General features: G+C 68.4%; 25 protein-coding genes and 1 tRNA gene. 22 read left to right on the forward strand and 4 right to left on the reverse strand.

Annotation, left to right across the window (positions count from 1 at the left end; translation table 11 throughout):
- The first annotated feature begins 26 nt into the window (after positions 1 to 26).
- Both ABD156_RS10600 and ABD156_RS10605 read left to right on the forward strand, forming a co-directional pair.
- A complete protein-coding gene (locus ABD156_RS10600; RefSeq protein ID WP_344269986.1) occupies positions 27 to 476 on the forward strand; it encodes a MaoC family dehydratase N-terminal domain-containing protein in 450 nt (149 codons plus the stop codon).
- On the forward strand, positions 473 to 871 hold the full coding sequence (locus ABD156_RS10605; protein ID WP_344269989.1) for a MaoC family dehydratase: 399 nt from the start codon (positions 473 to 475) through the stop codon (positions 869 to 871). Before ABD156_RS10600 ends, ABD156_RS10605 begins: the two co-directional genes overlap by 4 nt.
- Positions 872 to 1,036: 165 nt before the next feature.
- On the opposite strand, the gene ABD156_RS10610 is transcribed toward ABD156_RS10605, so the two are convergent.
- Positions 1,037 to 1,915 (reverse strand): SGNH/GDSL hydrolase family protein, encoded by an 879-nt coding sequence (locus ABD156_RS10610; protein ID WP_425546104.1) that lies wholly within the window; start codon positions 1,913 to 1,915, stop codon positions 1,037 to 1,039.
- Between the two features lie 80 nt (positions 1,916 to 1,995).
- Positions 1,996 to 2,898 carry a TIGR03619 family F420-dependent LLM class oxidoreductase gene (locus ABD156_RS10615; RefSeq protein WP_344269995.1) on the reverse strand — a complete coding sequence of 301 codons (903 nt, stop codon included), beginning with the start codon at positions 2,896 to 2,898 and terminating at the stop codon, positions 1,996 to 1,998.
- Positions 2,899 to 3,453: 555 nt separating this feature from the next.
- Between ABD156_RS10615 and ABD156_RS10620 the strand changes: the two genes are divergently transcribed.
- The 6 genes from ABD156_RS10620 (at position 3,454) to ABD156_RS10645 (ending at position 7,186) form a co-directional block, all read left to right on the forward strand.
- Positions 3,454 to 3,526: transfer RNA gene (locus ABD156_RS10620), tRNA-Trp, on the forward strand.
- 32 nt (positions 3,527 to 3,558) lie between these two features.
- Positions 3,559 to 3,993 (forward strand): preprotein translocase subunit SecE, encoded by a 435-nt coding sequence (gene secE / locus ABD156_RS10625; protein ID WP_161269654.1) that lies wholly within the window; start codon positions 3,559 to 3,561, stop codon positions 3,991 to 3,993.
- Positions 3,994 to 4,067: 74 nt separating this feature from the next.
- Positions 4,068 to 4,886 (forward strand): transcription termination/antitermination protein NusG, encoded by an 819-nt coding sequence (nusG, locus tag ABD156_RS10630; RefSeq protein ID WP_344270001.1) that lies wholly within the window; start codon positions 4,068 to 4,070, stop codon positions 4,884 to 4,886.
- Between the two features lie 82 nt (positions 4,887 to 4,968).
- Positions 4,969 to 5,400 (forward strand): 50S ribosomal protein L11, encoded by a 432-nt coding sequence (gene rplK / locus ABD156_RS10635; RefSeq protein WP_037360170.1) that lies wholly within the window; start codon positions 4,969 to 4,971, stop codon positions 5,398 to 5,400.
- 187 nt (positions 5,401 to 5,587) lie between these two features.
- Entirely contained in the window at positions 5,588 to 6,307 is a 720-nt protein-coding gene (gene rplA, locus ABD156_RS10640) for a 50S ribosomal protein L1 (protein ID WP_344270008.1), read from the forward strand.
- Between the two features lie 69 nt (positions 6,308 to 6,376).
- Complete coding sequence (locus tag ABD156_RS10645; protein ID WP_344270011.1) at positions 6,377 to 7,186, forward strand: alpha/beta fold hydrolase; 810 nt, start codon at positions 6,377 to 6,379, stop codon at positions 7,184 to 7,186.
- 6 nt (positions 7,187 to 7,192) lie between these two features.
- Here ABD156_RS10645 and ABD156_RS10650 read toward each other — a convergent pair whose 3' ends face one another.
- Entirely contained in the window at positions 7,193 to 8,182 is a 990-nt protein-coding gene (locus tag ABD156_RS10650) for a hypothetical protein (RefSeq protein WP_344270014.1), read from the reverse strand.
- Between the two features lie 318 nt (positions 8,183 to 8,500).
- Here ABD156_RS10650 and rplJ point away from each other — a divergent pair, with 318 nt between their 5' ends.
- The 13 genes from rplJ to ABD156_RS10715 all read left to right on the forward strand — a co-directional run bounded on the left by rplJ (position 8,501) and on the right by ABD156_RS10715 (position 21,497).
- Positions 8,501 to 9,055: a 50S ribosomal protein L10 gene (gene rplJ, locus ABD156_RS10655; RefSeq protein WP_116200926.1), complete on the forward strand. Its 555-nt coding sequence runs from the start codon at positions 8,501 to 8,503 to the stop codon at positions 9,053 to 9,055.
- 49 nt (positions 9,056 to 9,104) lie between these two features.
- Positions 9,105 to 9,491 carry a 50S ribosomal protein L7/L12 gene (gene rplL / locus ABD156_RS10660; RefSeq protein ID WP_344270019.1) on the forward strand — a complete coding sequence of 129 codons (387 nt, stop codon included), beginning with the start codon at positions 9,105 to 9,107 and terminating at the stop codon, positions 9,489 to 9,491.
- Between the two features lie 454 nt (positions 9,492 to 9,945).
- Positions 9,946 to 11,124, forward strand: a complete 1,179-nt coding sequence (locus ABD156_RS10665) for an ABC transporter ATP-binding protein (RefSeq protein ID WP_344270022.1) — start codon at positions 9,946 to 9,948, stop codon at positions 11,122 to 11,124.
- A gap of 32 nt (positions 11,125 to 11,156) precedes the next feature.
- On the forward strand, positions 11,157 to 11,909 hold the full coding sequence (locus ABD156_RS10670) for an MlaE family ABC transporter permease (RefSeq protein WP_051165981.1): 753 nt from the start codon (positions 11,157 to 11,159) through the stop codon (positions 11,907 to 11,909).
- Between the two features lie 2 nt (positions 11,910 to 11,911).
- Positions 11,912 to 12,748 carry an MlaE family ABC transporter permease gene (locus ABD156_RS10675; protein WP_344270025.1) on the forward strand — a complete coding sequence of 279 codons (837 nt, stop codon included), beginning with the start codon at positions 11,912 to 11,914 and terminating at the stop codon, positions 12,746 to 12,748.
- Complete coding sequence (locus ABD156_RS10680; protein ID WP_344270028.1) at positions 12,745 to 14,076, forward strand: MCE family protein; 1,332 nt, start codon at positions 12,745 to 12,747, stop codon at positions 14,074 to 14,076. Before ABD156_RS10675 ends, ABD156_RS10680 begins: the two co-directional genes overlap by 4 nt.
- Positions 14,073 to 15,101 carry an MCE family protein gene (locus ABD156_RS10685; protein ID WP_344270031.1) on the forward strand — a complete coding sequence of 343 codons (1,029 nt, stop codon included), beginning with the start codon at positions 14,073 to 14,075 and terminating at the stop codon, positions 15,099 to 15,101. The genes ABD156_RS10680 and ABD156_RS10685 overlap by 4 nt, the downstream gene beginning before the upstream one ends.
- Positions 15,098 to 16,084 carry an MCE family protein gene (locus ABD156_RS10690; protein WP_344270034.1) on the forward strand — a complete coding sequence of 329 codons (987 nt, stop codon included), beginning with the start codon at positions 15,098 to 15,100 and terminating at the stop codon, positions 16,082 to 16,084. Before ABD156_RS10685 ends, ABD156_RS10690 begins: the two co-directional genes overlap by 4 nt.
- Positions 16,081 to 17,262, forward strand: a complete 1,182-nt coding sequence (locus ABD156_RS10695) for an MCE family protein (protein ID WP_344270037.1) — start codon at positions 16,081 to 16,083, stop codon at positions 17,260 to 17,262. Before ABD156_RS10690 ends, ABD156_RS10695 begins: the two co-directional genes overlap by 4 nt.
- A 10-nt stretch (positions 17,263 to 17,272) precedes the next feature.
- A complete protein-coding gene (locus ABD156_RS10700) occupies positions 17,273 to 18,496 on the forward strand; it encodes an MCE family protein (protein WP_377926247.1) in 1,224 nt (407 codons plus the stop codon).
- Complete coding sequence (locus tag ABD156_RS10705; protein ID WP_344270043.1) at positions 18,496 to 19,758, forward strand: MCE family protein; 1,263 nt, start codon at positions 18,496 to 18,498, stop codon at positions 19,756 to 19,758. Before ABD156_RS10700 ends, ABD156_RS10705 begins: the two co-directional genes overlap by 1 nt.
- A 36-nt stretch (positions 19,759 to 19,794) precedes the next feature.
- A complete protein-coding gene (locus ABD156_RS10710) occupies positions 19,795 to 20,403 on the forward strand; it encodes a hypothetical protein (protein ID WP_344270046.1) in 609 nt (202 codons plus the stop codon).
- Positions 20,404 to 20,429: 26 nt separating this feature from the next.
- On the forward strand, positions 20,430 to 21,497 hold the full coding sequence (locus ABD156_RS10715; RefSeq protein WP_344270049.1) for a hypothetical protein: 1,068 nt from the start codon (positions 20,430 to 20,432) through the stop codon (positions 21,495 to 21,497).
- A 17-nt stretch (positions 21,498 to 21,514) separates the two neighbouring features.
- Here the strand turns inward: ABD156_RS10715 and aroQ are convergent, their stop codons facing one another.
- Complete coding sequence (gene aroQ / locus ABD156_RS10720; RefSeq protein WP_344270052.1) at positions 21,515 to 21,988, reverse strand: gamma subclass chorismate mutase AroQ; 474 nt, start codon at positions 21,986 to 21,988, stop codon at positions 21,515 to 21,517.
- Positions 21,989 to 22,707: 719 nt separating this feature from the next.
- Here aroQ and rpoB point away from each other — a divergent pair.
- Positions 22,708 to 26,211: a DNA-directed RNA polymerase subunit beta gene (gene rpoB / locus ABD156_RS10725; protein ID WP_344270055.1), complete on the forward strand. Its 3,504-nt coding sequence runs from the start codon at positions 22,708 to 22,710 to the stop codon at positions 26,209 to 26,211.
- The last annotated feature ends 89 nt before the right edge of the window (positions 26,212 to 26,300 follow it).

A 26,300-nucleotide genomic window follows, 5' to 3' on the forward strand; every position in this document is an offset into this window, starting at 1 on the left:
GCCGCGGTTCGGTTAGCCTTCTTCGCGTGCCTTTGGACCAGTCGTTCACCGGGCGGGAGTACCCGTCGGACAGCAAGTACTTCGTGAGCCGGGAGAAGATCCGCGAGTTCGCCGACGCGATCGGGGACCCGAACCCGGTGTACCGCGACCCGGAGGCGGCCCGCGCGGCCGGCCACCCGGACGTGCTCGCGCCGCCCACCTTCCTCACCATCCTCAACCTGCCGAAGATCAACGGCATCGTGACCGACCCCGCGCTCGGCCTCGACTACTCCCGGATGGTCCACGGCGATCAGGGCTTCCGCTACGAGCGCCCGGTGCACGCCGGCGACGAGCTGGAAATCTCGGCCAAGATCGAAGCGATCATGGCGAGGGCGGGCAACGACTTCATCAACCTCCGCGCGGAAATCACCGACGCGGACGGCAAACTCGTGTGCACGACGCGGGCGCAGCTCGTGGTGCGGGGGGCGGAAGCGTGAACATCGGCGACGAACTGCCTCCGCTGGAGGTCCGCATCACGCGCGACCAGCTGGTCCGCTACGCCGGGGCCTCGCTCGACTTCAACCCGATCCACTGGAACGAGAACTTCGCGACCAAGGTCGGCCTCCCGGACGTGATCGCGCACGGCATGCTCACCATGGCCCTGTCCGGCCGCATCGTCACCGACTGGCTCGGCGACCCGGCCCGCCTCGTGGACTTCAGCACGCGCTTCACCCGCCCGGTCGTGGTGCCGGACAACGACGAGGGCGCGCTGGTCGAGGTCACCGGAAAGGTCGGAGCCCTGACGGACGAGGGCCTGGCCCGGATCGACCTGACGGTGAAGTTCGAAGGCAAGACCGTACTGGGCAAACCGCAGGCCCTAGTCCGCCCCTGACGCCACGGGCGTGGCTTGCGTTCCTGCGAAAAGTCCGTGAGGGGAACCCTGAGGGACTCTGATTCCCTCAGGGTTCCCCTCACGGACCTCGGTGCCGCGCGCCAGACTCGTGGATGGGGTGAGAACCCCGCGCGCGGTGCTGAGAAAACTCGTCGGGCGGCGGCCTCAGTGCACGCCCAGCACTGACTCCACCGCCCCGGCCATCCCGGCCTCGCCCCGCGCATTGGGGTGCAGGGCCGCGGCCGAGGAGGTCGGGACCACGCCTTCGACCCACTTCACGTCCGAGTTCGCGCAGACGTCGTGCCCCTTGCTCGGCTCGGCCGTGTCCGCGAAACCGGCGTCGTGAGACTTGGCCTGGTCGGACAGGGCGTCGTTGAGCTTCCCGAGCGCGTCCCGCAGATACGCCACATCACCGGCGCCCAGCGGAAGGACCGGCCAGCAGCCGTCGCCGTCCGGGAGGACCGTCGGGTAGCCGACGACCACCACGCGCGCCTTCGGGGCCTTCTTGTGGATCTGATCGAGTGCGGTGCCGACCTTCTTCGCGGTGTCGCTGATGCGATCGGCCAGCTGGTCTTTGCCGCCCGCGGTGAGCCGGTCCTTGCACGGCGAGGCGCTTTCGTGCGCGGTCACGCAGGACTGCGCCAGTGCGATGAATCCCACATCGTTGCCGCCGATGCCCAGGGTGACCAGCGTCGTGTCCGCGGTGACCGAGTCGAACTGCGGCGGGTTCGAGCCCTTGCGCGTCGACTGGGTGTCGCTCAGGTCGTCCGTCGTCGCGCCGCTGCAGCTGACGTCCACGAACTTCGCCGGCTTCAGCTTCGCGGACACCAGGTGCGGATAGTTGTTGTCCGAGCGCGCGCATCCGGCCGGCGAGCCCGACTGCTTCCCGGTGCGCGGCGCCGACGTGTACGAGTCGCCGAGTGCGACGTACCGGCCGCTGCCGCCGCCGGTGTCCGCGCCGGACGGCGGTGCGGTCGACGAGTCGTGCTTCGACTTGTAGTAGCCGACGGCCAGCAACGCCCCCACGACAACGAGGACGAGCAACCCGCATCCACCGCTCTTGTTAGCCCCCACTCGACCGTTCTACCGGTCCCGCCCCGCGCCGACGACCCGCTTACGGGTGATCACGCAAAGACAGCACCGTGCAGTTCGCCTGCCAGCTCCAGCGCGTGCGGGACGGTTTCGGCCACATAGTGCAGATCGACCAGCGCCTCGGTGATGCCGTCGGCTTCGGCGGCCTTGAGCTGACCTGCGACGTCCTCGACGGTCGCGACCTTCGAACCCGGCGTCGGGTTGATCCGCAGCACCCGGCGCAGCGACTCCGGATCCCGCCCCGCCTTCTCCGCGGATTCGACGACCACCGCCCACTTCTGGCGCAACATCGGGATCGGAAGCCCGGCGGGCAACCAGCCGTCGGCGATCCGGCCGACGCGCCGCAGCGCCGCGTCCGAAGCCCCGCCTAGCAGCACCGGCGGGCCGGGCTGCTGCATCGGACGGAGGCCGATCAGGGAGTCCGGGATGTCCCAGCGTTCGCTCTGGTGCCCGGCGGGGTCCGCGGTCCACAGCGTCCGCAGCACCTCGACCAGCTCGGCCAGCCGCGCGCCGCGGTGCTCCCACGGCACCCCGGCGGCGGTGTACTCGTCGCGGAGCCAGCTGAGCCCGAGGCCGACGTCGAGCCGGCCGCCGGACAGCAGGTCCAGCGACGTGAGGGAGCGCGCCAGCAGCACCGGCGAGTAGAGCGGGCCGTTGAGAGTGCTCGACCCCAGCCGCGCGGACTCCGTCGAGTTCGCCGCGATGGTGAGCGCCAGCAGCGGATCGACGAAGCGGACGAACTCCGGCGGGTACGGCCGTTCGGGTGTTCCGGACGGGTAATAGGTCTTGGGGGAGACCGGGGTCAGGACCCGGTCGCCGACCCACAGCGAGGCGAAGCCGATGCGCTCGGCTTCGGTGGCGAAGCCGGCGATGGCGGAGGGGTCGGCGAGCTTGCCGTACTGCGGCAGCGCCAGTCCGAGCCGGAAGGTGGTCACCGGATCTCCTGTGTTTGATTGCCACGGCTCCGCCGTGGCGGCGAGATCGCCTCAAGCCGATTTCTTCCCTCCCGATTCGCTCGGCCTGGGGGCCGAGCGAATCGCTCAGTCCAGAAATCGGCGCGATCTCGCGGTCCTGGTTTGCTTGGCGGACAACTAAGATCATCTTTGGTCAAGCCGGTCTTGGCTGCCTGGCGGGGAAATGCGTGGCGAACTCGGCCATTTTGGTTGCCTCGCCAGGAATCCGGGGTGATCGCGAAGGCGGGCTGCCCGGCGAGCGAGAGGGGCTCGGCGGCGGCTTCGCGATTAATCGGATTTCGGTGCACGCGCTTATATTGGCACGTTCGGGTGATCTTCGCCGTGGGGTCCGGGAACCTGCCCGAGAGTGCCGGAACGGTCGTCCCGGGGGCGCCGCGCGGGCGTCGAGGGGGCTGGGTTGCAAGGCAACATCCGGCTTGCCGTAGACTTCGGAACTCGGAACGCACTACGGTCATCCCCGCCGGATGGTGGGGACGATGGAATGCGTCCTCCGGAGCCAGGGTGACCGGGCTCCACAGGGGTGTAGCTCAATTGGCAGAGCAGCGGTCTCCAAAACCGCAGGTTGCAGGTTCAAGTCCTGTCACCCCTGCGTACGGGAACTGGTGGAGCGGAGGAGTGGTCGTGAGCGACAGCGACGCCAGCGGCGAGCACGAGCAGGACGATTCGGGCAAGCAGTCCGGAGTCGAATCCCGCCCGGTGTCCGCCGCGGCTCGACGCGAACGCCGCGCTTCCGCTCGGCCGGCAGGCAAGTCCGAGGCACGGCCGGGCTCGACCCGTCCGTCCGGCAAGGCGGGCGACAAGGTCGCGAAGCCCGCCGACGCCAAGGGCGCGCCGACCCCTAAGCGGGACCGGAAGGCGAAGAAGGCCTCGGTGTTCGCCCGGTTCACGCGGTTCATCCGCGAGGTCTGGGCCGAACTGCGCAAGGTCATCTGGCCCAACCGCAAGCAGATGGTCACCTACACCGCCGTCGTGCTGGTGTTCGTGGTGTTCATGGTGGCCCTCGTGAGCGGCCTCGACCTCGGCTTCAAGGAGCTGGTCGGGCTGGTCTTCGGCTGACGCCCGACGGGCGCGCCACCGCGCTGGCCGGGCCCCGGTCCGGCCCGGCAAGCGATCAACTGAGAGGACGGAACGTGACCTCCGACAACGGCACCGAAGCCGGTCGCGACCTGACCGAGCTTTCCGACGAGCAGGTGCAGACGGCACCCGGCGACGAGGAGTCCGCCGAGTCCGTCGAGGTGCCCGTCGCCGAGGACGAGGTCGCCGCCGCCACCGACGAGTCCGAGGAATCGGACGACGACGCCGACGTGACCGAGCCCGCCCCCGAGGCGGACGACCCGGTCGCCGCGCTGCGCGCCGAGCTCAAGGCCGCGCCGGGCGAGTGGTACGTCGTGCACTCGTACGCCGGTTACGAGAACAAGGTCAAGACCAACCTCGAGACGCGTACCCAGACCCTGGACGTCGAGGACTACATCTTCCAGATCGAGGTTCCGACCGAAGAGGTCACCGAGATCAAGAACGGCCAGCGCAAGCAGGTGCAGCGCAAGGTGCTGCCCGGCTACATCCTGGTCCGGATGGACCTCAACGACCAGTCGTGGAGCGCGGTGCGCAACACCCCGGGCGTCACCGGGTTCGTCGGGGCCACCTCGCGGCCGTCGCCGCTGACCGTGGACGAGGTGCTGAAGTTCCTCGCCCCGCAGGTCGAGAAGGAAGCCCCGGCCAAGGCAGCCAAGGGCGGGGAATCCGCCGCGGCCGCGACGTCCGGCGCGCCCGCCGTCGAGGTCGACTTCGAGGTCGGCGAGTCGGTCACCGTCATGGACGGCCCGTTCGCCACGCTGCCCGCCACGATCTCCGAGGTCAACGTCGACGGGCAGAAGCTGAAGGTCCTGGTGTCGATCTTCGGCCGGGAGACCCCGGTCGAGCTCTCGTTCAGCCAGGTCTCCAAGATCTGACGGCCGGGCCATCCCGGTCGGCAGTCCCCGCGTACTGGCAGGTGTGCGGGGGACTCACGTCAGTTAAGAAGGACACAAGGTAATGCCACCCAAGAAGAAGAAGCTTGCGGCGATCATCAAGCTGCAGATCAAGGCGGGTGCGGCCAACCCCGCGCCGCCGGTCGGCCCGGCGCTGGGTCAGCACGGCGTCAACATCATGGAGTTCTGCAAGGCCTACAACGCCGCGACCGAGTCGCAGCGCGGGGACGTCGTCCCGGTCGAGATCTCCGTCTACGAAGACCGGTCGTTCGACTTCAAGCTGAAGACGCCGCCGGCCGCCAAGCTGCTGCTCAAGGCCGCGGGCGTGGAGAAGGGCTCCGGCGAGCCGCACAAGACCAAGGTCGCCAAGGTCACCTGGGACCAGGTCCGCGAGATCGCGAAGACCAAGGAGACCGACCTCAACGCGCACGACATCGACCAGGCCGCGAAGATCATCGCCGGCACCGCCCGCTCCATGGGCATCACGGTGGAGTAGTTGGCCTCGACTCCGTCGAGGCGGCGAAATCGCCGTTAAGCCGATTTCTTCCCTCCCGATCCGCTCGGCCCGAGGGGCCGATCGAATCGCTCAGTCCAGAAATCGGCGCGATTTCGCGCTAGCTCGAGTGGGAGAGCCAGGTGCTGGCTCTGCAAACCACACTGATCCAAGACGTTAGGACAGAAGCATGACCAAGCACAGCAAGGCCTACCGCCAGGCCAGCGAGCTGATCGACAAGGCGCGCCTCTACGCGCCGCTCGAGGCCGTGAAGCTGGCGAAGGAGACCTCCAAGACGAAGATGGACGCGACCGTCGAGGTCGCGATGCGTCTCGGGGTCGACCCGCGCAAGGCCGACCAGATGGTCCGCGGCACCGTGAACCTGCCGCACGGCACCGGTAAGACCGCCCGCGTCATCGTCTTCGCCGTCGGCGACAAGGCCGCCGAGGCCGAAGCCGCCGGCGCGGACGCGGTCGGCACCGACGAACTGATCGAGCGCATCCAGGGTGGCTGGCTCGACTTCGACGCCGCGATCGCGACGCCGGACCAGATGGCCAAGGTGGGCCGCATCGCCCGCATCCTCGGCCCGCGCGGCCTCATGCCGAACCCGAAGACCGGCACGGTGACCCCCGCGGTCGAGAAGGCCGTGAAGGACATCAAGGGCGGCAAGATCAACTTCCGCGTCGACAAGCAGGCGAACCTGCACCTGGTGATCGGCAAGGCGTCGTTCGACATCGAGAAGCTGGTGGAGAACTACGCGGCCGCGCTGGACGAGATCCTGCGCGCCAAGCCGTCGTCGGCCAAGGGCCGCTACGTCAAGAAGATCACCTTCACCACCACGATGGGCCCGGGCATCCCGGTCGACCCGGCGCGGACCCGCAACCTCCTCACCGAGGACGCGGCGGTCTGAGTCGCACATCACGCGAAAGGGTGGTCACGCTTCGTGCGTGGCCACCCTTTTTTCGTGTCTCATGGACGTATGCCAACGACGTTCATCGCCCCCGACGGGCTCCAGCTGAGCTACACCGTCTGGGAGGGCGACGGACGGCACCGGCGGCCCGTCGTGCTGCACCACGGTTTCGCCGCCGACTCCCAGGTGAACTGGGTCAACCCCGGAGTCGTGGACGCGCTGGTCAAGGCGGGCTTCACGGTGATCGCGCTGGACGCGCGCGGGCACGGCGAGTCGGAGAAGCCGCACGACCCGGCGGCCTACGGCGAGGACATCATGGCCGCGGACCTGACCGCGCTGTTCGACGAACTCGGCCTCGAAGAAGTCTGCCTGGCGGGCTATTCGATGGGCGCGATCGTCTCGCTCCTGGTGGCTACGCGTGACCGGCGGGTCCGCTGCCTCGCGGTCGGCGGGGTCGGAGCGGGCATCGTGGACTTCGGCGGCGTGGATGCCCGAGTGGTCAACCGAAGCCAGATCGCGGCGGGGCTGCTGGCCGAAGACCGGTCGGAGGTGCCCTCGGCGGCGCGCCCGTTCCGCCGGCTGGCCCGCCGGGCGGGCGCGGACGTCGAAGCGCTGGCCGCGGTCATGCACGCGACCCCGCACGGCCCGATGCGGCTGTCGAACCTCTCGGCGGCGACGCTGATCCTGGCCGGAGAGTCGGACGAGCTGGCGACGCAGCCGGAGCGCCTCGCGGCGGGGATCGCGGGCGCGCGGCTGGTGCGGGTTCCGGGGAACCACATGGAAGCGGTGGCGCACCCGGCTTTCGCGGCGTCGCTGGTGGACTTCTTCGCGTACTCGGACACGGGGGAGACCCGGTTGCCGATCAGCTCGCCTGCCTGACGGCGGTCAGCCTGGGGTAGAGGTCGCCGTCGGCGGCGCGCATTTCTCCGGTCCGCGTTGGTGTCCGGAGATCAGCCACTGTCCTTTTTCGACCTGCTTGACGGTGAAGTCGCCGAGCGCAGGGCCGCCGGTGATGGGGAAGTCGCAGGACTTGATGACCACGTCCTCGCCCGGCGGCCATCCGGAACGCTTCGAGATCGACTCGGCGTAGGCGTCGACCGAACCGGGCGCGCGGTCGAGCCGGTCATGCAGACCCTGGACCGCCGCGGCACAGTCGGTGAAGCCGAGGTCAGTCGCGAACTTCAGTTGCGTGGCCTGGTCGAAAAGGCCGCAGACGTGGTCGACCATGCTCTTCTGTCCGGGACCGTGCTGCGCGATGCCGTCGTAGACGCGGCGGACCGATTCGTACGGCGAGGCCGTCGTGAGGATCTGGTTCGTGTGGTAGGTCCCGCCACCCTCGGCGGCGATCTGGGCCGAGGTTTTGCCGTCGTCGCTGGGGAAGATCTGGTGGTAGCCCCAGTTGATCAGGATGCCCAGGATGACCAGGGCGATCACCCAGCCCAGGATTTTCCCGCCGAGGCGTTTCACCCAGCGCGGCACCGGGCGGCGGCTGCGCGGCGGTTCCTCGTACGCGGTCAGCGCGCCCGGCTGGTTCGGCGGCGCCGGCGGCTGGCCGCCGGCGAGCGGCTGCGGCTGACGGTTGCCCGCCGGGACCAAGCCCGCGTCCGGTGCCGGAGCCGGTTCGGTTCCCTGCTGGGACTGGGTGAACCGCAGGTACTCCTGGAACCGCTGGAATTCCTGGAACTGGCGCAGCTGCTCAGGGTCCAGCTGCTGCGGCTCGGCCGAGCCGCTCGGCTGCGGGAGATTCGGAGCGGGCGTTCGCGGCGCGACCTCGGCCCCGCCGGGTTGCGGAAGCGCGGGCGGCTGAGCCGAGGACTCACCCGAACCGGGAGACGGGGTTTCTTCCGGCTTTCCGTGATCACGCTGTTCCGCCACGTCACCAATGATGCCCGCTCCGCCGCGATTTCCCGAGACTGCCCCGGTTCTCGCAGCTCAGGAAGGGGGTGCCCGCGAACGCCGCGAAGCCCTCCCGTATGCTGGTCGACGGTTCTACCAAAGACCGCTGGTTTTCTCCGGATTCCCGGGGAACGAAGGTTCCGCAGTACGGCGGACGGCCTGCGCAGGAGGAACGAGGCTTTCACCCCGGTCGCGAGACCGGGCAACGCCCCGCGTCTGCTGCGCGTGGGCGTTTTTGTCGTTCGGAGGCGCCTCCGACATGGCCAGTGGTGACACTAGCCAAGAGAGGAGGCGACCATGGCGAAGCCCGACAAGGTGGCGGCCGTCGCCGAGATCGCGGAGAGCTTCCGCAGCAGCTCGGCCACCGTCGTTACCCAGTACACCGGCCTCTCCGTGACTCAGCTGTCCCAGCTGCGCCGCGCTCTCGGCACCAGTGCCAAGTACCGGGTCGCGAAGAACACCCTCGTCAAGCGTGCCGCTGAGGACGCTGGTCTCGAGGGCGTCGAGGACCTGTTCGTCGGCCCGACCGCGATCGCCTTCGTGCAGGGCGAGGCAGTCGACGCCGCGAAGGCACTTCGCGACTTCGCGAAGGACAACAACGCGCTTGTCATCAAGGGCGGCTACATGGACGGCCGCGCGCTGTCCGTGGACGAGATCTCCAAGATCGCTGATCTCGACAGCCGTGAGGTGCTGCTCTCCAAGGCGGCGGGCGCGTTCAAGGCGAAGCTTTCCCAGGCCGCCGCGCTGTTCCAGGCGCCGGCGTCCCAGGTTGCCCGCCTGGCTGCCGCGCTGGAGGAGAAGCAGCGCAACGCCACCGGTACCGAAGCAGCCGAAGCACCCGCCGAGAGCTGAACCACCCCACCCCGAACGTTTTAGTTCGTTTTTCTGAGAGGAAGCCATCATGGCGAAGCTGAGCACCGCCGAGCTGATCGACGCCTTCAAGGAGCTGACCCTCCTCGAGCTGTCGGACTTCGTGAAGGAGTTCGAAGAGGTCTTCGACGTCACCGCCGCCGCCCCGGCCGCCGTTGTCGCGGCCGCCCCGGGCGCCGCTCCGGCCGAGGCCGCCGCGGAGCAGGACGAGTTCGACGTCATCCTCGACTCGGCCGGCGACAAGAAGATCCAGGTCATCAAGGTCGTCCGCGAGGTCGTCTCCGGTCTGGGCCTGAAGGAGGCCAAGGAGCTGGTCGAGGCCGCTCCGAAGGCGCTCCTGGAGAAGGTCGACAAGGAGGCCGCCGAGGCCGCCAAGGAGAAGCTCGAGGCCGCTGGCGCCAAGATCTCCATCAAGTGATCCCGGGCGCGCAAGCGCCTGCGTCACCTCGAAAGGGGCGGACACCCGACACGGGTGCCCGCCCTTTTTGCTGTCCGGAACAAAAAAGACGCACAGTCGCTGAGCGGCCCACGAGCGCCCTCGTTCAGGTGAACAAACCGTTCACCGGACGGCCCCGGGTCACCCCCTGTTTGCCGCGTTTCCGCCGGTTAACCCATCGGGATGAGCGCCGGTCGGCCATCTGGATCTGCGCTCGAACGTGACGTGCACTACCGTGCTGCCAGCGGTCGCCGTACTGGATCCCCGGCACGTGAGACGTGCACGGGGGCTGGCCAGAGAACAAAACTGGTGAGTAACCTGTTCGCGCTCAGCTCGTTGCACCTGGTTGAAGCGGAGTTCGCCGCGCGAGCTCCGCCGCTGCCAGCGGTGACGGGGCGGCGGTGCGCGACGACGCGGAACAGCTCCTGGAGGTGCGATGGGTGCCGAGGTGGTCATCGAAGGTCTGACGAAGTCCTTCGGAAAGCAGACCATCTGGCGGGACGTGACGCTGACCCTGCCTCCCGGCGAGGTCTCGGCGATGCTCGGCCCGTCCGGAACCGGCAAGTCCGTGTTCCTGAAGTCGATGATCGGCCTGCTCAAGCCGGACCGCGGACGGTGCGTCATCAATGGCGTCGACATCGTCACCTGCTCCGAGCACAAGCTGTACGAGATCCGGAAGCTCTTCGGCGTCCTGTTCCAGGACGGCGCGCTGTTCGGCTCGATGAACCTCTTCGACAACGTGGCCTTCCCGCTGCGGGAGCACACGAAGAAGTCCGAGACCGAGATCCGCCGGATCGTGCTCGAGAAGCTTGAGATCACCGGCCTCGCCGGCGCGGACAAGAAGCTCCCCGGCGAGATCTCCGGCGGTATGCGCAAGCGCGCCGGCCTCGCCCGCGCCCTCGTGCTGGACCCGGAGATCATCCTGGTCGACGAGCCGGACTCGGGTCTCGACCCGGTCCGCACCACCTACATCTCGCAGCTCTTCCTGGACGTCAACGCCCAGATCGACGCGACGTTCCTGATCGTGTCGCACAACATCAACCTCGCCCGCACGGTGCCGGACAACCTCGGCATGCTGTTCCGCAAGGAACTCGTCATGTTCGGCCCGCGCGAGGTGCTGCTGACCAGCGACGAACCGGTGGTCGAGCAGTTCCTCAACGGCCGCAAGCTCGGCCCGATCGGCATGTCCGAGGAGAAGGACAGCGCCCAGATGGCCCGCGAGCAGGCCGAGGCCGAGGCGGGCCACGGCGACGTGCTCAACGAGGACGTGCGCGGCGTCGTGCCGCAGATGCAGGTCAGCCCGGGCGTGCCGGAGCGCGGCGGGGCCAAGCGCCGGATGGACCGCGTGATGCGGATCCTGCACACGCTCCCGGCGGCGGCGCAGGAGGGGATCATCGAATCCCTCACCCCCGAGCAGCAGCGGCACTACAACGTGCGGCCCAACCCCGGTGCCTTCCACCACCAGGCGGGCCCCGAGGACACCCAGCAGCTGCCCCCGGTCAACGCGCCGGGTCCGGTGCCGAACCAGCACCAGGGACAGCTTCCCGCCGACCAGGTCGCGCAGATTCCGGGCGCGGACCGCCGGTCGCCCCGGCACGGGCAGGGTGGCGCGTGACCACCAGCACGGCCAAGATCCCCGGCTACGGAATGCTGCGGGAGACCGGGAACCTGTTCGCGCTCGGCCTCGACATCATCCGCGGCATCTTCCAGCGCCCGTTCCAGTTCCGCGAGTTCATCCAGCAGGCCTGGTTCGTCGCGAGCGTGACGATCCTGCCGACCGCGCTCGTCGCGATCCCGTTCGGCGCGGTCATCTCGCTGCAGTTCGGCGCGCTCGCCCGCCAGCTCGGCGCGCAGTCCTACACCGGTGCCGGTTCGGTGCTGGCGACCGTGCAGCAGGCCAGTCCGCTGGTCACCGCGCTGCTGGTGGCCGGCGCAGGAGGAAGCGCGGTCTGTGCTGATATTGGCGCGCGGACCATCCGCGAGGAGATCGACGCGATGGAGGTGCTGGGCGTCTCCGCGGTCCAGCGCCTGATCGTGCCCCGCACGCTCGCCATGATGCTCGTCGCGCTCCTGCTCAACGGCATGGTCAGCGTCATCGGCGTGCTCGGCGGCTACTTCTTCAACGTCGTGCTCCAGGGCGGCACCCCGGGCGCGTACCTGTCCAGCTTCTCCGCGCTCGCGCAGCTGCCCGACCTCTGGGTCGGCGAGATCAAGGCGCTGATCTTCGGCTTCATCGCCGCGGTCGTGGCGGCTTATCGCGGCCTGCACCCGAGCGGCGGCCCGAAGGGCGTCGGCGACGCGGTGAACCAGTCGGTGGTCATCACGTTCCTGCTGCTGTTCGTGGTGAACTTCGTGATCACGCTGATCTACCTGCAGCTCGTGCCCGGAAAGCTGGACTGACCATGACGTTCCTTTCGGGGGCGAAGCGGATCGCCAACCGCCCGCTGGAAACCCTGGACACGCTCGGCGACCAGATGTCGTTCTACGGCCGGGCACTGCTGTGGACGCCGCGCACGTTGCGCCGCTACACCAAGGAAGTGCTGCGGCTGCTGGCCGAGGTGAGCTTCGGCTCCGGCTCGCTCGCGGTCATCGGCGGCACGGTCGGCGTGATGGTCGGCTTGACGCTGTTCACCGGTGTTCTCGTCGGCCTGCAGGGCTACTCGGCGCTGAACTCGATCGGCACCTCGGCCTTCACCGGCTTCCTCACCGCGTTCTTCAACACCCGTGAGATCGCGCCGCTGGTGGCCGGGCTGGCGCTGTCGGCGACGGTCGGCGCGGGCTTCACCGCGCAGCTCGGCGCGATGCGGATCTCCGAGGAGATCGACGCGCTCGAGGTGATGGGCGTGCCGAGCCTCCCGTACCTGGTGACCACGCGGATCATCGCCGGGTTCGTGGCGGTGATCCCGCTGTACATCATCGGCCTGCTGAGCTCGTACCTCGCCTCGCGGCTGGTCGTTATCTATATCTACGGACAATCCGCGGGTACCTACGACCATTACTTCGACCTGTTCCTACCACCGCAAGACGTGCTCTATTCGTTCATCAAGGTGCTGATCTTCAGCGTTTTGATCATTCTTTCGCACTGTTACTTCGGGTACCGGGCCACCGGCGGTCCGGCCGGGGTGGGCGTGGCCGTCGGCCGCGCGGTGCGGCTTTCCATCGTCACGGTTTCGGTCGTGAACTTCTTCATCGGTTTCGCGATTTGGGGAACCGACGTCACGGTGAGGATTGCGGGATGACCACACTACGGCGCAGGTTGCTCGGCCTGCTGCTGGTGGCGGTGCTCGTCGGCGGGATCGCGCTCAGCATCGCGATGTACGACAAGGCGTTCAGCAAGTTCGTCACCGTGAAGCTCGACGCGGGCCACATCGGCAACCAGCTGCTCAAGCAGTCGGACGTGAAGGTCCGCGGATTGATCGTCGGTTCGGTGCAGGACATCAAGGCGACCGAGAACGGCGCGGAACTGACGCTGGCGATGGACCCGGAGTCGGTGAAGCTGATTCCGGAGAACGTGTCCGCGCGATTCCTGCCGAAGACGTTGTTCGGCGAACGCTATGTGTCGCTGCAGATTCCGCAGGACCCTTCGAGCAAGACGCTTTCCCAGGGCGACGTGATCACCCAGGACCGCACTTCCGGCGCGGTCGAACTGGACCAGGCGCTCGAACACCTGATGCCGGTGCTGCAGGCGGTGCAGCCGCAGAAGCTGTCCAGCACGCTCACCGCGATCTCGACCGCGCTGCAGGGCCGGGGCAAGCCGCTCGGCGAGACGCTTTCGCAGCTCGGCCAGTACATCGGCGACCTGAACCCGCACGAGCCGGAACTGCAGCACAACCTGCAGGCGCTCGCGGAGTTCTCCGGCCACCTGAGCAACGCGACGCCGGATCTGGTGCAGAGCCTGGACAACCTGAGCACGACCACCCGCACCGTGGTGGCCGAGCAGGGGAACCTGTCGAGCCTGTACGGCAACCTCACCACGGCGTCGCAGGACCTGCAGTCGTTCCTGGAGGCGAACTCGCAGAACCTCATCAGCCTCGCCAGCACCGCGCGGCCGACCGCCGAACTGCTCGCCAAGTACTCGCCGGAATACCCGTGCGTGCTGAAGCAGATGGCGAAGGTCGTGCCGGTCGCGGACGCGGCGCTGGGCAAGTACAACGGCAAGCCGGGCCTGAACGCCACCATCGAGATCGTCGTGAACCGCGGGCCGTACAAGCCGGGCGAGGAGCCGAGGTTCGAGGACAAGCGCGGTCCGCGCTGCTACGACCTCAACCCCGCGCCGGACCCGTTCCCGCAGCAACCGCCGGACGGTCCGTTCAAGGACGGCACCAAACAGGGCGCGGCTCCGAAGACCGTCGGCGAGGGCCTGAACCCGGCCAACTTCAAGGCGGACGCGGCCGGGGCCAACGGCGGCGGCACGTCGGGCGGCAACCCGGTCAACACCGCGGCTGAGAACGACTTCCTCGCCGCGCTGGTCGGCCCGGAGACGGGGATGTCGCAGAGCCAGTTCCCGGGCTGGGGCTCGCTGCTCGTCGGCCCGCTCTACCGGGGCACGGAGGTGACGGTCAAGTGAGGGGACTCGCCGCACCGCTGATCAAGCTGACCATCTTCGTGGTGGTCACGGTCCTGTTCACGACCGTGCTCGGCATCAGCATCGCGAACATCAACACCACCAGCACCAGCGCCTACTCCGCGCGCTTCACCGACGCCACGCTCCTGCTGCCCAACGACGACGTGCGCATCGCGGGCGTCCGGGTCGGACAGGTCAAGGACGTGAAGATCGTCGACAAGCGCCAGGCGCAGGTGGACTTCGAGGTCGACTCGGGACGCAAGCTCCCGGCGGGCGTCACCGCGCAGATCAAGTTCCGCAACCTGGTCGGCCAGCGCTACGTCTCGCTCGGCGAGGGCGACGACACCAGCGGCGCGACGCTCAAGCCGGGCGAATCGATCCCGCTCGAGCGCACCACGCCCGCGCTGGACCTGACCGAACTGTTCAACGGCTTCAAGCCGCTGTTCACCGCGCTGAACCCGGCTGATGTGAACAAGCTGTCGTACGAGGTCATCCAGGTGCTGCAGGGCGAGGGCGGCACGGTGCAGAGCCTGCTGTCGCACACCGCTTCGCTGGCCACCACGATCGCGAACAAGGACCAGGTGATCGGCGAGGTCATCGACAACCTCAACTCGGTCCTCGACACGGTCAACCAGCACACCCCGCAGCTCAACGACCTGATCGTGAAGCTGCAGCAGCTGGTGTCCGGCCTCGCCGCGGACCGCAAGCCGATCGGCGACGCGATCGACGGGCTGGGCAACCTGGCCACCACCACCGCCGGGCTGCTGACCGACGCGCGGGCTCCGCTGAAGGACGACATCGCGGCCCTTGGCAAGCTCACCACGAACCTGAACCAGAACGAACCGCTCGTCGAGCACTTCATCCAGTTCATGCCGAAGAAGGTCAGCGCGCTCACCCGCACCGCCGACTACGGCTCGTGGTTCAACTTCTACGCGTGCGAGATGACGGGGACGGTCGGCGCGCCGCCGCTGCTGCCGAACACGAACTTCACGCTCTTGCCGACGAACCGGGACAGGTGCAAGGGATGAAGTCCTTTCAGAAACGCAACCCGATCCCGATCGCGCTGGTCGGCATCGCGGTCATGGCGCTCGGCCTCGTCGCCGCGATGAACTCCGAGGACCTGCCGGTGATCGGCGGCGGCACCACCTACAGCGCGGACTTCTCCGAAGCGGCCGGGCTGCAGAAGGACAACGACGTGCGGATCGCCGGCGTGAAGGTCGGCAAGGTGTCCGACATCAAGCTGGACGGCGCGTCGGTCAAGGTGTCGTTCAAGGTCAAGGACGCCTGGATGGGCGACAAGACCACGGCGGCGATCAAGATCAAGACGCTCCTGGGCCAGAAGTACCTCGCGCTCGACCCGCAGGGCAACGGCAACCTCGACCCCGGCGCGCCGATCCCGCGCGACCGCACGATGTCGCCCTACGACGTGCTCGACGCGTTCCGCGGCCTGTCGCAGACGGTCGACGCGATCGACACGAACCAGCTGTCGAAGAGCTTCGAGGCGATCACCCAGACGTTCTCGAACACCCCGCAGGACGTGAAGGGCGCGCTGTCCGGGCTGTCGAAGCTGTCGGACACGATCGCCAAGCGCGATTCGCAGCTGGCGAACCTGCTGGCCAACACGCGCCAGGTGTCGCAGACGCTGGTCGACCGCGACGCCGAGGTGCAGAAGCTGATCACCGACGGCAACCAGCTGCTCGACGAGATCGGCAAGCGCGAGCAGGCGATCAAGACGCTGCTGGAAGGTTCGAAGCAGCTGTCGACGCAGTTGCAGGGCCTGGTCGACGACAACGACGGCCAGCTGAACCCGGTGCTCACCCAGCTCGACCAGCTCACGTCGATGCTGCAGCGCAACCAGGATTCGCTGGCGCAGGGAATCCAGAAGTTCGCCCCGTTCATCCGGGTCTTCAACAACACGATCGGCACCGGGCACTGGTTCGACAACTACATCTGCGGCCTGGTGCTTCCCTCGGTCGGCCCGCTCAATCCGGAGGGGTGCAACTCCAAATGACCGACACCCGCTTCGGCCAGTCGCTCACCCGCGGCTTCACGATCGCGATCGTGCTCGCGCTCGTGGTCGCGGGCGCGCTCTGGTGGACGCTCAAGGACGCCGGCCGCAACCACCTGACCGCGTACTTCGCCGGCGCCGTCGGCCTCTACGAGGGCAACAGCGTCCGGATGCTCGGCGTGGACATGGGCACGGTGACCAAGATCCAGCCGATGGGCAACCAGGTCCGGGTCGACCTCGAATACGACCGCTCGGTCGCGGTGCCCGCCGACGCGAAGGCGCTGATCGTGTCGCCGTCGCTGGTCAGCGACCGCTACATCCAGCTGGCCCCGGCCTACACCGGCGGCCCGCGCATCTCCGACGGCGCGACGATCGGCCTCGACCGCACCGAGGTGCCGCTGGAGGTCGACCAGCTCGCCGCCAGCCTCGCCAAGGTCAGCGAGACGCTCGGACCCAACGGGGCCAACAAGAACGGCTCGCTCTCGGACCTGCTGAACACCGCGGCGAACAACCTCGACGGCAACGGCAAGGCGCTGCACGACACGATCACCAAGCTCGGGCAGGCGTCCGGCACGCTGGCGGGCAACAAGGACGACCTCTTCCAGACGGTGCAGAACCTCGGCAAGTTCTCCCAGTCGCTGGCCAACAGCGACGGCCAGGTGCGCCAGTTCGAGAGCCAGCTCGCCGATGTGAGCGGATTCCTGGCCGGGGAGAAGGACAATCTCGCCCAGACCGTGCAGCAGCTGGGCACCACGCTGCAGTCGGTGCAGGGCTTCATCGAACGCAACCGCGGCCGGTTGAAGTCCAATGTGGACAAACTGGCCAGCGTGACCAAGGTGCTGGTGGACCAGCGCAGCTCGCTCGCCGAGATCCTCGACGTCGCGCCGGTCGCGCTCTCCAACATCGTCGGCGTCTACAACGGCTCGTCCGGCACGCTCGACGCGCGGCCGAACCTCAACGAGCTGACCCAGCCGCCGCTGGTGATGGTCTGCAGCCTGCTCAAGCAGACCTCGGTGACCAAGCAGCTGCTCGGCAACGCCTGCGACGGCATCGCGAAGGTGGTCGACGGCGTGGTTCCGCTGCCGTCCACCGCGCAGGTCATCCAGGCGATGCAGAACGGCCAGCTGCCGCCGCTGCCGCTCCCGCTGCAGGGCCAGGTCTACGGGACGCAGGGGAGCTGACGTGAAGCGACTGACGAAGTTCGCCGCGGGCGGGGCGCTCACCACGGTGACCGCGCTCGTGCTGAGCGGCTGCGCGTTCAACGGCGTCTACGACGTCCCGCTTCCCGGCGGGGCCGACCTCGGCAGCCACCCGTACACGCTGAAGATCCAGTTCAAGGACGTGCTCGACCTCGTCCCGCAGTCCGGGGTGAAGGTCAACGAGGTGCCGGTCGGGCAGGTCAAGGCGATCGGGCTGACGCCGGACGGCTGGCACGCCGAGGTGACCGTCGAGGTCAACGGCGACGTCAAGCTGCCCGCCAACGCGATGGCCAACGTGAAGCAGTCGAGCCTGCTCGGCGAGAAGTACGTGGAACTGGCTTCGCCGGGCGGCACCGAGGCGACCGGACAGCTGGCGAACGGGGCGACCATCCCGCTCGCGCGCACCGGCCGCGACGTCCAGGTCGAGGAGGTGCTCGGCGCGCTGTCCCTGCTGCTCAACGGCGGCGGCGTGGAGCAGCTCAACACGATCACCAAGGAGCTCAACAACGCCACCGCCGGCCGCGAGCCGGACATCAAGGCGCTGCTGTCCAACGCGAACGAGCTGGTCACGAACCTCGACAACCAGTCGGCCAACATCACCCGCGCGCTCGACGGCCTCAACCGGCTGTCGATGACCCTGCGGGACCAGAAGGACAAGCTGGTCGGCGCGGTCGACAACCTCGGGCCCGGGCTCGGGGTGCTGGAGCAGCAGCGCGGCCAGCTGGTGACCATGCTGAACGCGCTCAACAACCTCTCCGGCGTCGCGACCGACACGGTGAACAAGAGCAAGGCGGACCTGGTGGCCGACCTGAAGGCGCTCACGCCGACGCTGCAGAAGCTCGGCGAGGCGGGCAGCGACCTGCCGAAGGCGCTGGAGATCCTGCTGACCTATCCGTTCACCGACCAGGCCTACAACGACGTCAAGGGCGACTACTTCAACCTGTTCGCCAAGGTCGACCTGAACCTCAAGGACGTCATCGACAACCTCGGCCGCAGCAGGCAGAACGGGCTGAACGGGCTGCTCCCGGTTCCCGGGCTGACCGGCGGCGTCGAGGGCTCGCCGGCGAACCAGCCGCCGCCGCTGTCGTTCCCGGGCAGCCAGCCCGCCGGGCAACAGCAGCAGGCTCCGTCCTCGACCGGCGGCCAGGGCGGCGGGCAGCCGTCGCAAGGCGGGTTGTCCGGCCTGTTCGGGGTGCTTTCCGGAGGTGCTGGCTGATGTTGCTGCGCAGGACGAAAATCCAGCTGGTGCTGTTCGCGATCATCTCGGTCGTGGCCATCGTGTACGCGCTGATCCGCTTCGCCGGCCTCGGCACGGTGTTCGGCAGCAGCGGCTACACGGTGAAGCTGCAGCTCAACGAATCCGGCGGGATCTTCACCAACGCCGAGGTGACCTATCGCGGCTTCAACGTCGGCCGCGTCGGGCAGCTGCGGCTGACCCAGACCGGCCTCGAAGCCGACCTGAACATCGACCCGTCGGCCCCGCGGGTGCCGTCCGACCTCGACGCGGTGATCGCCAACCGGTCCGCGGTCGGCGAGCAGTACGTCGACCTGCGGCCGAAGAACGACCAGGGCCCCTACCTCGCGGGCGGTTCGGTGATCCCGGTCGCGCGCACGAGCACCCCGGTCAGCACCGACCGGCTGCTCGGCGACCTCGACTCGCTGTCGTCCTCGGTGCCCACCGACGCGCTGCGGAAGGTCGTCGACGAGTCCTACGACGCGTTCCGCGGCACCGGCGGCGACCTGCAACAGCTTCTCGACACCGCGCGCAGCTTCACCACCACCGCGCAGCAGTACCTGCCGCAGACCGTGCAGCTGCTGCAGGCGGGCGGCAAGGTGCTGGACACGCAGAACGACGAGGCGTCGAACTTCGCGTCCTTCTCCAAGAGCCTCAACCAGCTCAGCGGGACGCTCAAGAACTCCGACGGCGACCTGCGCAAGCTGATCGGCGTCACCCCGCAGGTGGCGACCCAGATCAGCCAGGTCGTCAAGGACACCGGGCCCGGCCTCGGCGCGCTGACCGCGAACCTGCTCACGACGGCCAACCTGACCGTGACCCGGCTGGACGGCCTCGAACAGGGCCTGGTGACCTATCCGGCACTGGCGGCCGCCGCGCCGTCGGTGGCCCCCGGCGACGGGACCGCGCACCTCGGCCTGGTGCTGAACCTGTTCAACCCGCCGTCGTGCACGAAGGGCTATCTGCCCTACAGCCAGTACCGGCCGGGTTCGGACACCTCGGTCCGGCCGGAGGACGACAAGGCCTACTGTGCCGAGCCGAAGGGGAGCCCGATCAACGTCCGGGGTTCCCAGAACGCGCCCTACAACGGCGTGCCGGTGCAGCCGTCGCAGCAGGACATCGCGGCCAACCAGAACCGGCCCGCGCAGCAGCTGCAGGAGCAGCGCGACGCGCAGGTGCCCGGTGTCGTCGGCAGCCCCGGGGTCTCGCTGAACAGCATGGGCTCGCTGCTGGGACTCGGCTGACCGGGATTTGATGACTGTTACCTACTCTGGAGTGTTATGAGTGCCGAGCACGCGGTCGCCGAGGAAGAGGTGACCGCTGATACGCCCGAACCGGCTTCGGCCGGTGCGGCGCAGGAAAAGTGGACGCTTCCCGGATCGCCGCGCGTCTGGCTGCTCGGGTCCGGGGCGTTCGCCCTCGCCGCGCTGGTGGTGGCGATCGTGTTCGGGATCATGTGGCTGGTCGCGGAGATGGACGGCGACCGGGACCTCGCCTCGGCGCGCGACGACGTGCTCAAGGACGGCTCGGCCGCGGTACTGGCCTACACCCAGGTCGACTACCAGCACCTCGACGACTACTTCGCCAAGCAGAAGGACGTGTCCAGCGACGACATGGCGAAGCAGATCGCGCAGGCCCAGCCGAACTACTCGAAGGCGCTGACCGACCAGAAGGTCAAGGTCACCACCACGATCCAGGACATCGCGGTCGAGGAGCTCAACGACCACGACGGCAAGGCCAGCTTCCTGGCCGCGATCAGCACGGACACGTCGGCGGGCGGCAAGAACGCCACCAAGGCGCTGCGGCTCGAGGTCCAGATGACCCGGGTCGACGGCAAGTGGAAGCTGTCCGGGATCGACCAAGTGCCGCTCGTCGCCGCCGGCCAGTAGCTTCACCCGCAGATCGGAGTTCCGCAGTGCCCCCCTCCCGTCGCCAGCCACCGCGCAGTGCCAGCACGCCACCGGCCCGCAGGCCGAAGGTCGCCGGGCTGCGCAAGCCGTCGGACCCGGCGGCGCCGGCGGCCTCGCCCAAACCGCGCCCCCGGCCGCTTCCCGACGCGGATCCGGCCGAGGTGACCCAGGAGCTGCGGATTCCCCGCGGCGGGCTGGTGCGCCCGGCCGAGCCTGAGCCTGAGCCCGCTGAGACCGCTGAGACCGACGTCGCCAAGACCGCGGTCGAGGAAGACGCCGTCGAGGCCGCTGAACCCGAAGCCGAGGTTTCCGGGGTCAGCAAGGAGGCTCCGGCCGAAGAGGTCGACGCGCTCACCGGCGAGACGGTCGAAGAAGAAGACTCCCGGCCGAGCCCTCGGCGCAAGAAGCGGGACACCGGTTCGGCGAAGCCCTCGGACGTGGAGGAAGCAGAGACCAAGGCGCGGGCCGAGGACGACTCGGTCCCGGCTCAGCGGTCCGTGGTCAGCCGCAACACCGTGCGGGTCGCGCTGCTGCTGGTGGTCGGCCTCGCGCTGGTCGCCGCGGCGGTCATCTTCCAGGTCAAGGGCTCCGACGCGGCCGATTCGACGAGCAACCGCGCGGTGCTCGACGTGGCGAAGACCGCGCAGGTGAAGGACCAGGTCTCGAAGTCGATCGAGACGCTGTTCTCCTACGACTTCAACAACATCAAGAAGACCGAGGACGCGGCCAATCAGCTGCTCGCGACCGACCAGGTCAAGACGAGCTACAACGCGCTGATGGGCCAGGTCAAGAAGCTCGCGCCGCAGCAGAAGGTGGTCGTGACCTGCAAGGTCACCCGCAGCGCGGTGATCCGGCTGAACGGCGACCTCGCCAGGGTGATGCTGTTCATCGACCAGACCTCGACGCGGGCGGACACGAAGCAGACCGCGGCCGGCACGGCGCAGATGCACGTGGACGCCCAGCTGCAGGGCGACACCTGGAAGATCACCGACATGGACACCTACAAGGCCGCCGCACCGGCCGGTGGCGCGCCCGCGCCGTCCGCGCCCGCGTCGGCCCCGCCGTCCAAGTAGACAGTCCTCAGCAGACGTCACGGCCCGTTCCCGGAAGCTCCGGGGGCGGGCCGTTGTCGTGCCAGCGTCCGGAAAGCCGTCCGGAGTGGCTCCTGCTTCAGCTCGTCCGGCGTTTCGGGCGGCGTGAGAGGTTCGGGGCCGATCGCGGCCAGCCGGTCCAGGAGAGCGGCTGTGAGGCCGTCCAGCTCGGCGCGCAGCACGGACAGGTCAGGGCCGCCGGTCGGCCGGTCGCCGGGCTGCTCGGTCCAGCGCTCGAAAAGCCGGCGCTGGACCTGCTTGCTCGCGGCGATCTGGTCGGTGAGGACTCCGGCTGCGAGGTCCGGGTCGAGGCCGATTTCGCGAGCCAGCGCCCGGACGCGGGCCAGCTCCCGCTGCTCGCGGACAGGATCGTCGACCGCCCGCCCGGCCCCGAACTTCGCGGCGGCGACCTGCTCGCTGATCGCCAGCCTGCGCAGGACCAGCTCGGGAAGCGACGCGTCGGGTTCCGGCATCGTGCGCACCTCCGGGAGTTCGGCCCCGCCCAGTTGATCACCGGGACGGCGCCGCTGCCAACCGCCGCTTCCCGCCGTGCGCAACCCCTGCCCGGGGGACCCGGAATCCGGGTTCGAGCTGCCCGAAGTTCCCCTATTCCGCTCTGCCGCTGAGCGCACGACCGCTCGCGGAATGTGATCCATCCCGCGCCCGCCGCGCCGCGCCGGAATCCGCCGCCCCGACCGCGGGCGAGCCGCCGACCTGCGTCGCTGCCGCACCGACCTGCACGGCGGGCCTCGGGTACCCGGCGGTAACCTCGGCGGCCGCCGGATCGGTCACCCTGCGCTGTCCCGCTTCGACGCTGCGCCAACCGGCGGGACCGCCGCGCGGCATCTTGACTCCAAAGCCGCGTGGGTTCACGCTTACTGCCAACGGTCACGGCCGGGGAACGCGAACCTTGCGGGAGGGGCGCGAAAACCCGGGCGAACCGGGAGCCAGAGGACGCAGTGAGGCTCAGGGAGACGCACTGCCCCAAGGTGACGCGATGCAGGCTGGGCCCCGTCGGGAGTGCCCCCTGGACAGACCGCGTCATGGGGGCTAGACTGCTTCTTTGCGCTGCCCTCTTTCAGGCTGCCCGGAGCCGGTAGTTAGGATAGTGGGCACACGGCACCCCTGACAGTCCGCGACAGCTGTTGCCATCGCGGCTGCTCACCGCTCATTGTCCCCGGAAGGACGCATCTTGGCAGTCTCTCCCGCGAACCAGGCCACTGCTGCGACCACCTCGGCTGAATCCCGCGCGCAGGCCACGGGAATCCCCGGAGCGCCCAAGCGGGTCTCCTTCGCGAAGATCCGCGAGCCACTCTCCACCCCGAACCTGCTTGACGTCCAGATCCAGTCGTTCCAGTGGTTCACCGGCAACGAGGCGTGGTTCGAGCGCCGCGTCAACGAAGGCGAAGAGAACCCGGTCGGCGGTCTGGAAGAGGTCCTCAACGAGATCTCTCCGATCGAGGACTTCTCGGGCTCGATGTCCCTGTCCTTCTCCGCCCCGCGCTTCGACGAGGTCAAGGCCTCGATCGAGGAGTGCAAGGACAAGGACATGACGTACGCGGCCCCGCTGTTCGTCACCGCCGAGTTCGTCAACAACAACACTGGCGAGATCAAGAGCCAGACGGTCTTCCTGGGCGACTTCCCGGTGATGACCGACAAGGGCACCTTCATCATCAACGGGACCGAGCGGGTCGTCGTGTCCCAGCTGGTGCGTTCTCCGGGCGTGTACTTCGACAGCAGTGTCGACAAGACGACCGACAAGGACGTCTTCAGCGTGCGCGTGATCCCGAGCCGCGGCGCGTGGCTCGAGTTCGACGTGGACAAGCGCGACACCGTCGGCGTCCGCATCGACCGCAAGCGCCGCCAGCCGGTCACCGTGCTGCTGAAGGCGCTCGGCTGGTCCACCGAGGCGATCCGCGAGCGCTTCTCGTTCTCCGAGACGCTGCTGGCCACCCTCGAGAAGGACCACACCGCGGGCACCGACGAGGCGCTGCTCGACATCTACCGCAAGCTGCGCCCGGGCGAACCGCCCACGAAGGAGAGCGCGCAGACGCTGCTGGAGAACCTGTTCTTCAAGCCGAAGCGCTACGACCTGGCCAAGGTCGGCCGCTACAAGGTCAACAAGAAGCTGGGTCTCGACTCGACCTACGACACCGGCACGCTGACCGAAGAGGACATCGTCTCGGCCATCGAGTACCTGGTCCGGCTGCACGCCGGCGAGGACAAGATGACGAGCTCCGCCGGCGTCGAGGTGCCGGTCGAGACCGACGACATCGACCACTTCGGCAACCGCCGCCTGCGCACCGTCGGCGAGCTGATCCAGAACCAGATCCGGGTCGGCCTCTCCCGCACCGAGCGCGTCGTGCGCGAGCGCATGACCACCCAGGACGTCGAGGCGATCACGCCGCAGACCCTGATCAACATCCGCCCGATCGGCGCGGCGATCAAGGAGTTCTTCGGCACCTCGCAGCTGTCGCAGTTCATGGACCAGAACAACCCGCTGTCGGGCCTGACGCACAAGCGTCGTCTTTCGGCCCTCGGCCCGGGCGGTCTGTCCCGTGAGCGCGCCGGCATGGAGGTCCGCGACGTCCACCCGTCGCACTACGGCCGCATGTGCCCGATCGAGACGCCGGAAGGCCCGAACATCGGCCTGATCGGCTCGCTGTGCTCCTACGCGCGGGTCAACCCGTTCGGCTTCATCGAGACGCCGTACCGCAAGGTCGTCGAGGGCCAGGTCACCGACCAGGTCGACTACCTGACCGCGGACGAGGAAGACCGCTACGTCAAGGCGCAGGCCAACGCGCCGCTGACCGACGACGGGCACTTCGAAGAGGACAAGGTCCTGGGTCGCCGCAAGGGCGGCGAGGTCGAGCTGATCGACCCGCTCGAGATCGACTACATGGACGTGTCGCCGCGGCAGATGGTCTCCGTCGCCACCGCGATGATCCCGTTCCTGGAGCACGACGACGCGAACCGCGCGCTGATGGGCGCGAACATGCAGCGCCAGGCTGTTCCGCTGCTGCGCAACCAGGCTCCGTACGTGGGCACCGGCGTGGAGCTGCGCGCCGCGGTCGACGCCGGGGACGTCCTGGTCGCCGAGCAGGCCGGCGTGGTCGAGGAGCTGTCCGCGGACATCATCACGATCATGCACGACGACGGCACGCGGAAGAGCTACGGACTCTACAAGTTCCGCCGCTCCAACCACGGCACGTGCTTCAACCACCGGCCGATCGTCAACGAGGGTGACCGGGTCGAACAGGGCCAGGTCATCGCCGACGGCCCGTCCACCGAGAACGGTGAGATGGCGCTCGGCAAGAACCTCCTCGTCGCGGTCATGCCGTGGGAGGGCCACAACTACGAGGACGCGATCATCCTCTCCGAGCGCCTGGTGCAGGACGACGTGCTCACGTCGATCCACATCGAGGAGCACGAGATCGACGCCCGCGACACCAAGCTGGGCGCCGAGGAGATCACCCGGGACATCCCGAACGTCTCCGAGGAGGTCCTGGCCGACCTCGACGAGCGCGGCATCATCCGCATCGGTGCCGAGGTCCGCGACGGCGACATCCTGGTCGGCAAGGTCACGCCGAAGGGCGAGACCGAGCTGACCCCGGAGGAGCGCCTGCTCCGCGCGATCTTCGGCGAGAAGGCGCGCGAGGTCCGCGACACCTCGCTGAAGGTGCCGCACGGCGAGACCGGCAAGGTCATCGGCATCCGGGTGTTCTCCCGCGAGGACGACGACGAGCTGCCCCCGGGCGTCAATGAGCTGGTCCGCGTCTACGTGGCCCAGAAGCGCAAGATCCAGCCGGGCGACAAGCTCGCCGGCCGGCACGGCAACAAGGGCGTCATCGGCAAGATCCTGCCGGTCGAGGACATGCCGTTCATGGAGGACGGCACCCCGGTCGACATCATCCTGAACACCCACGGTGTTCCGCGACGGATGAACATCGGCCAGATCCTCGAGCTGCACCTGGGCTGGCTGGCCTCGCAGGGCTGGACGATCGAGGGCGACCCGGACTGGGCGAAGAACCTGTCGCAGGAGCTCTACGACGTCGCGCCGAACACGAACACCGCGACCCCGGTGTTCGACGGCGCGAAGGAAGAGGAGCTCACCGGGCTGCTGGGCGCGACCAAGCCGAACCGCGACGGCGAGCGCATGGTCAAGGAGAACGGCAAGGCCACGCTGTTCGACGGCCGCTCCGGCGAGCCGTACCCGTACCCGGTGTCGGTCGGCTACATGTACATCCTGAAGCTGCACCACCTGGTCGACGACAAGATCCACGCCCGCTCCACCGGCCCGTACTCGATGATCACCCAGCAGCCGCTGGGCGGTAAGGCGCAGTTCGGCGGCCAGCGCTTCGGCGAGATGGAGTGCTGGGCGATGCAGGCCTACGGCGCGGCTTACACGCTGCAGGAACTGCTCACGATCAAGTCGGACGACGTGGTCGGCCGCGTCAAGGTGTACGAGGCGATCGTGAAGGGGGAGAACATCCCCGAGCCGGGCATCCCGGAGTCGTTCAAGGTGCTCCTCAAGGAGCTCCAGTCGCTGTGCCTCAACGTCGAGGTGCTCTCCAGCGACGGCGCGGCGATCGAGATGCGCGACTCCGACGACGAGGACCTCGAGCGCGCCGCGGCGAACCTCGGCATCAACCTGTCCCGCAACGAGTCGCCCTCGGTGGACGACGTCGTGCACTGATTCGGTGTCGAGCCGGGATCTGCCTCCCGCGGATCCCGGCTCCACCGCCGACCCCTCCTCTAGCCGAATCAACCCCAAGGGGATCTAGA

Origin of the sequence: Amycolatopsis albidoflavus, assembly GCF_039525725.1 — a bacterium.
In the GTDB taxonomy this organism is placed as follows: Bacteria; Actinomycetota; Actinomycetes; order Mycobacteriales; family Pseudonocardiaceae; genus Amycolatopsis; species Amycolatopsis albidoflava.

Coding starts and splice junctions, on each gene's coding strand:
- rplK (WP_037360170.1), top strand. CDS start 4,969: ATGCCACCCAAGAAGAAGAAGCTTGCGGCGATCATCAAGCTGCAGATC.
- rplA (WP_344270008.1), top strand. CDS start 5,588: ATGACCAAGCACAGCAAGGCCTACCGCCAGGCCAGCGAGCTGATCGAC.
- ABD156_RS10645 (WP_344270011.1), top strand. CDS start 6,377: ATGCCAACGACGTTCATCGCCCCCGACGGGCTCCAGCTGAGCTACACC.
- rplJ (WP_116200926.1), top strand. CDS start 8,501: ATGGCGAAGCCCGACAAGGTGGCGGCCGTCGCCGAGATCGCGGAGAGC.
- rplL (WP_344270019.1), top strand. CDS start 9,105: ATGGCGAAGCTGAGCACCGCCGAGCTGATCGACGCCTTCAAGGAGCTG.
- ABD156_RS10665 (WP_344270022.1), top strand. CDS start 9,946: ATGGGTGCCGAGGTGGTCATCGAAGGTCTGACGAAGTCCTTCGGAAAG.
- ABD156_RS10670 (WP_051165981.1), top strand. CDS start 11,157: ATGCTGCGGGAGACCGGGAACCTGTTCGCGCTCGGCCTCGACATCATC.
- ABD156_RS10675 (WP_344270025.1), top strand. CDS start 11,912: ATGACGTTCCTTTCGGGGGCGAAGCGGATCGCCAACCGCCCGCTGGAA.
- ABD156_RS10680 (WP_344270028.1), top strand. CDS start 12,745: ATGACCACACTACGGCGCAGGTTGCTCGGCCTGCTGCTGGTGGCGGTG.
- ABD156_RS10690 (WP_344270034.1), top strand. CDS start 15,098: ATGAAGTCCTTTCAGAAACGCAACCCGATCCCGATCGCGCTGGTCGGC.
- ABD156_RS10695 (WP_344270037.1), top strand. CDS start 16,081: ATGACCGACACCCGCTTCGGCCAGTCGCTCACCCGCGGCTTCACGATC.
- ABD156_RS10705 (WP_344270043.1), top strand. CDS start 18,496: ATGTTGCTGCGCAGGACGAAAATCCAGCTGGTGCTGTTCGCGATCATC.
- ABD156_RS10710 (WP_344270046.1), top strand. CDS start 19,795: ATGAGTGCCGAGCACGCGGTCGCCGAGGAAGAGGTGACCGCTGATACG.
- aroQ (WP_344270052.1), bottom strand. CDS start 21,988: ATGCCGGAACCCGACGCGTCGCTTCCCGAGCTGGTCCTGCGCAGGCTG.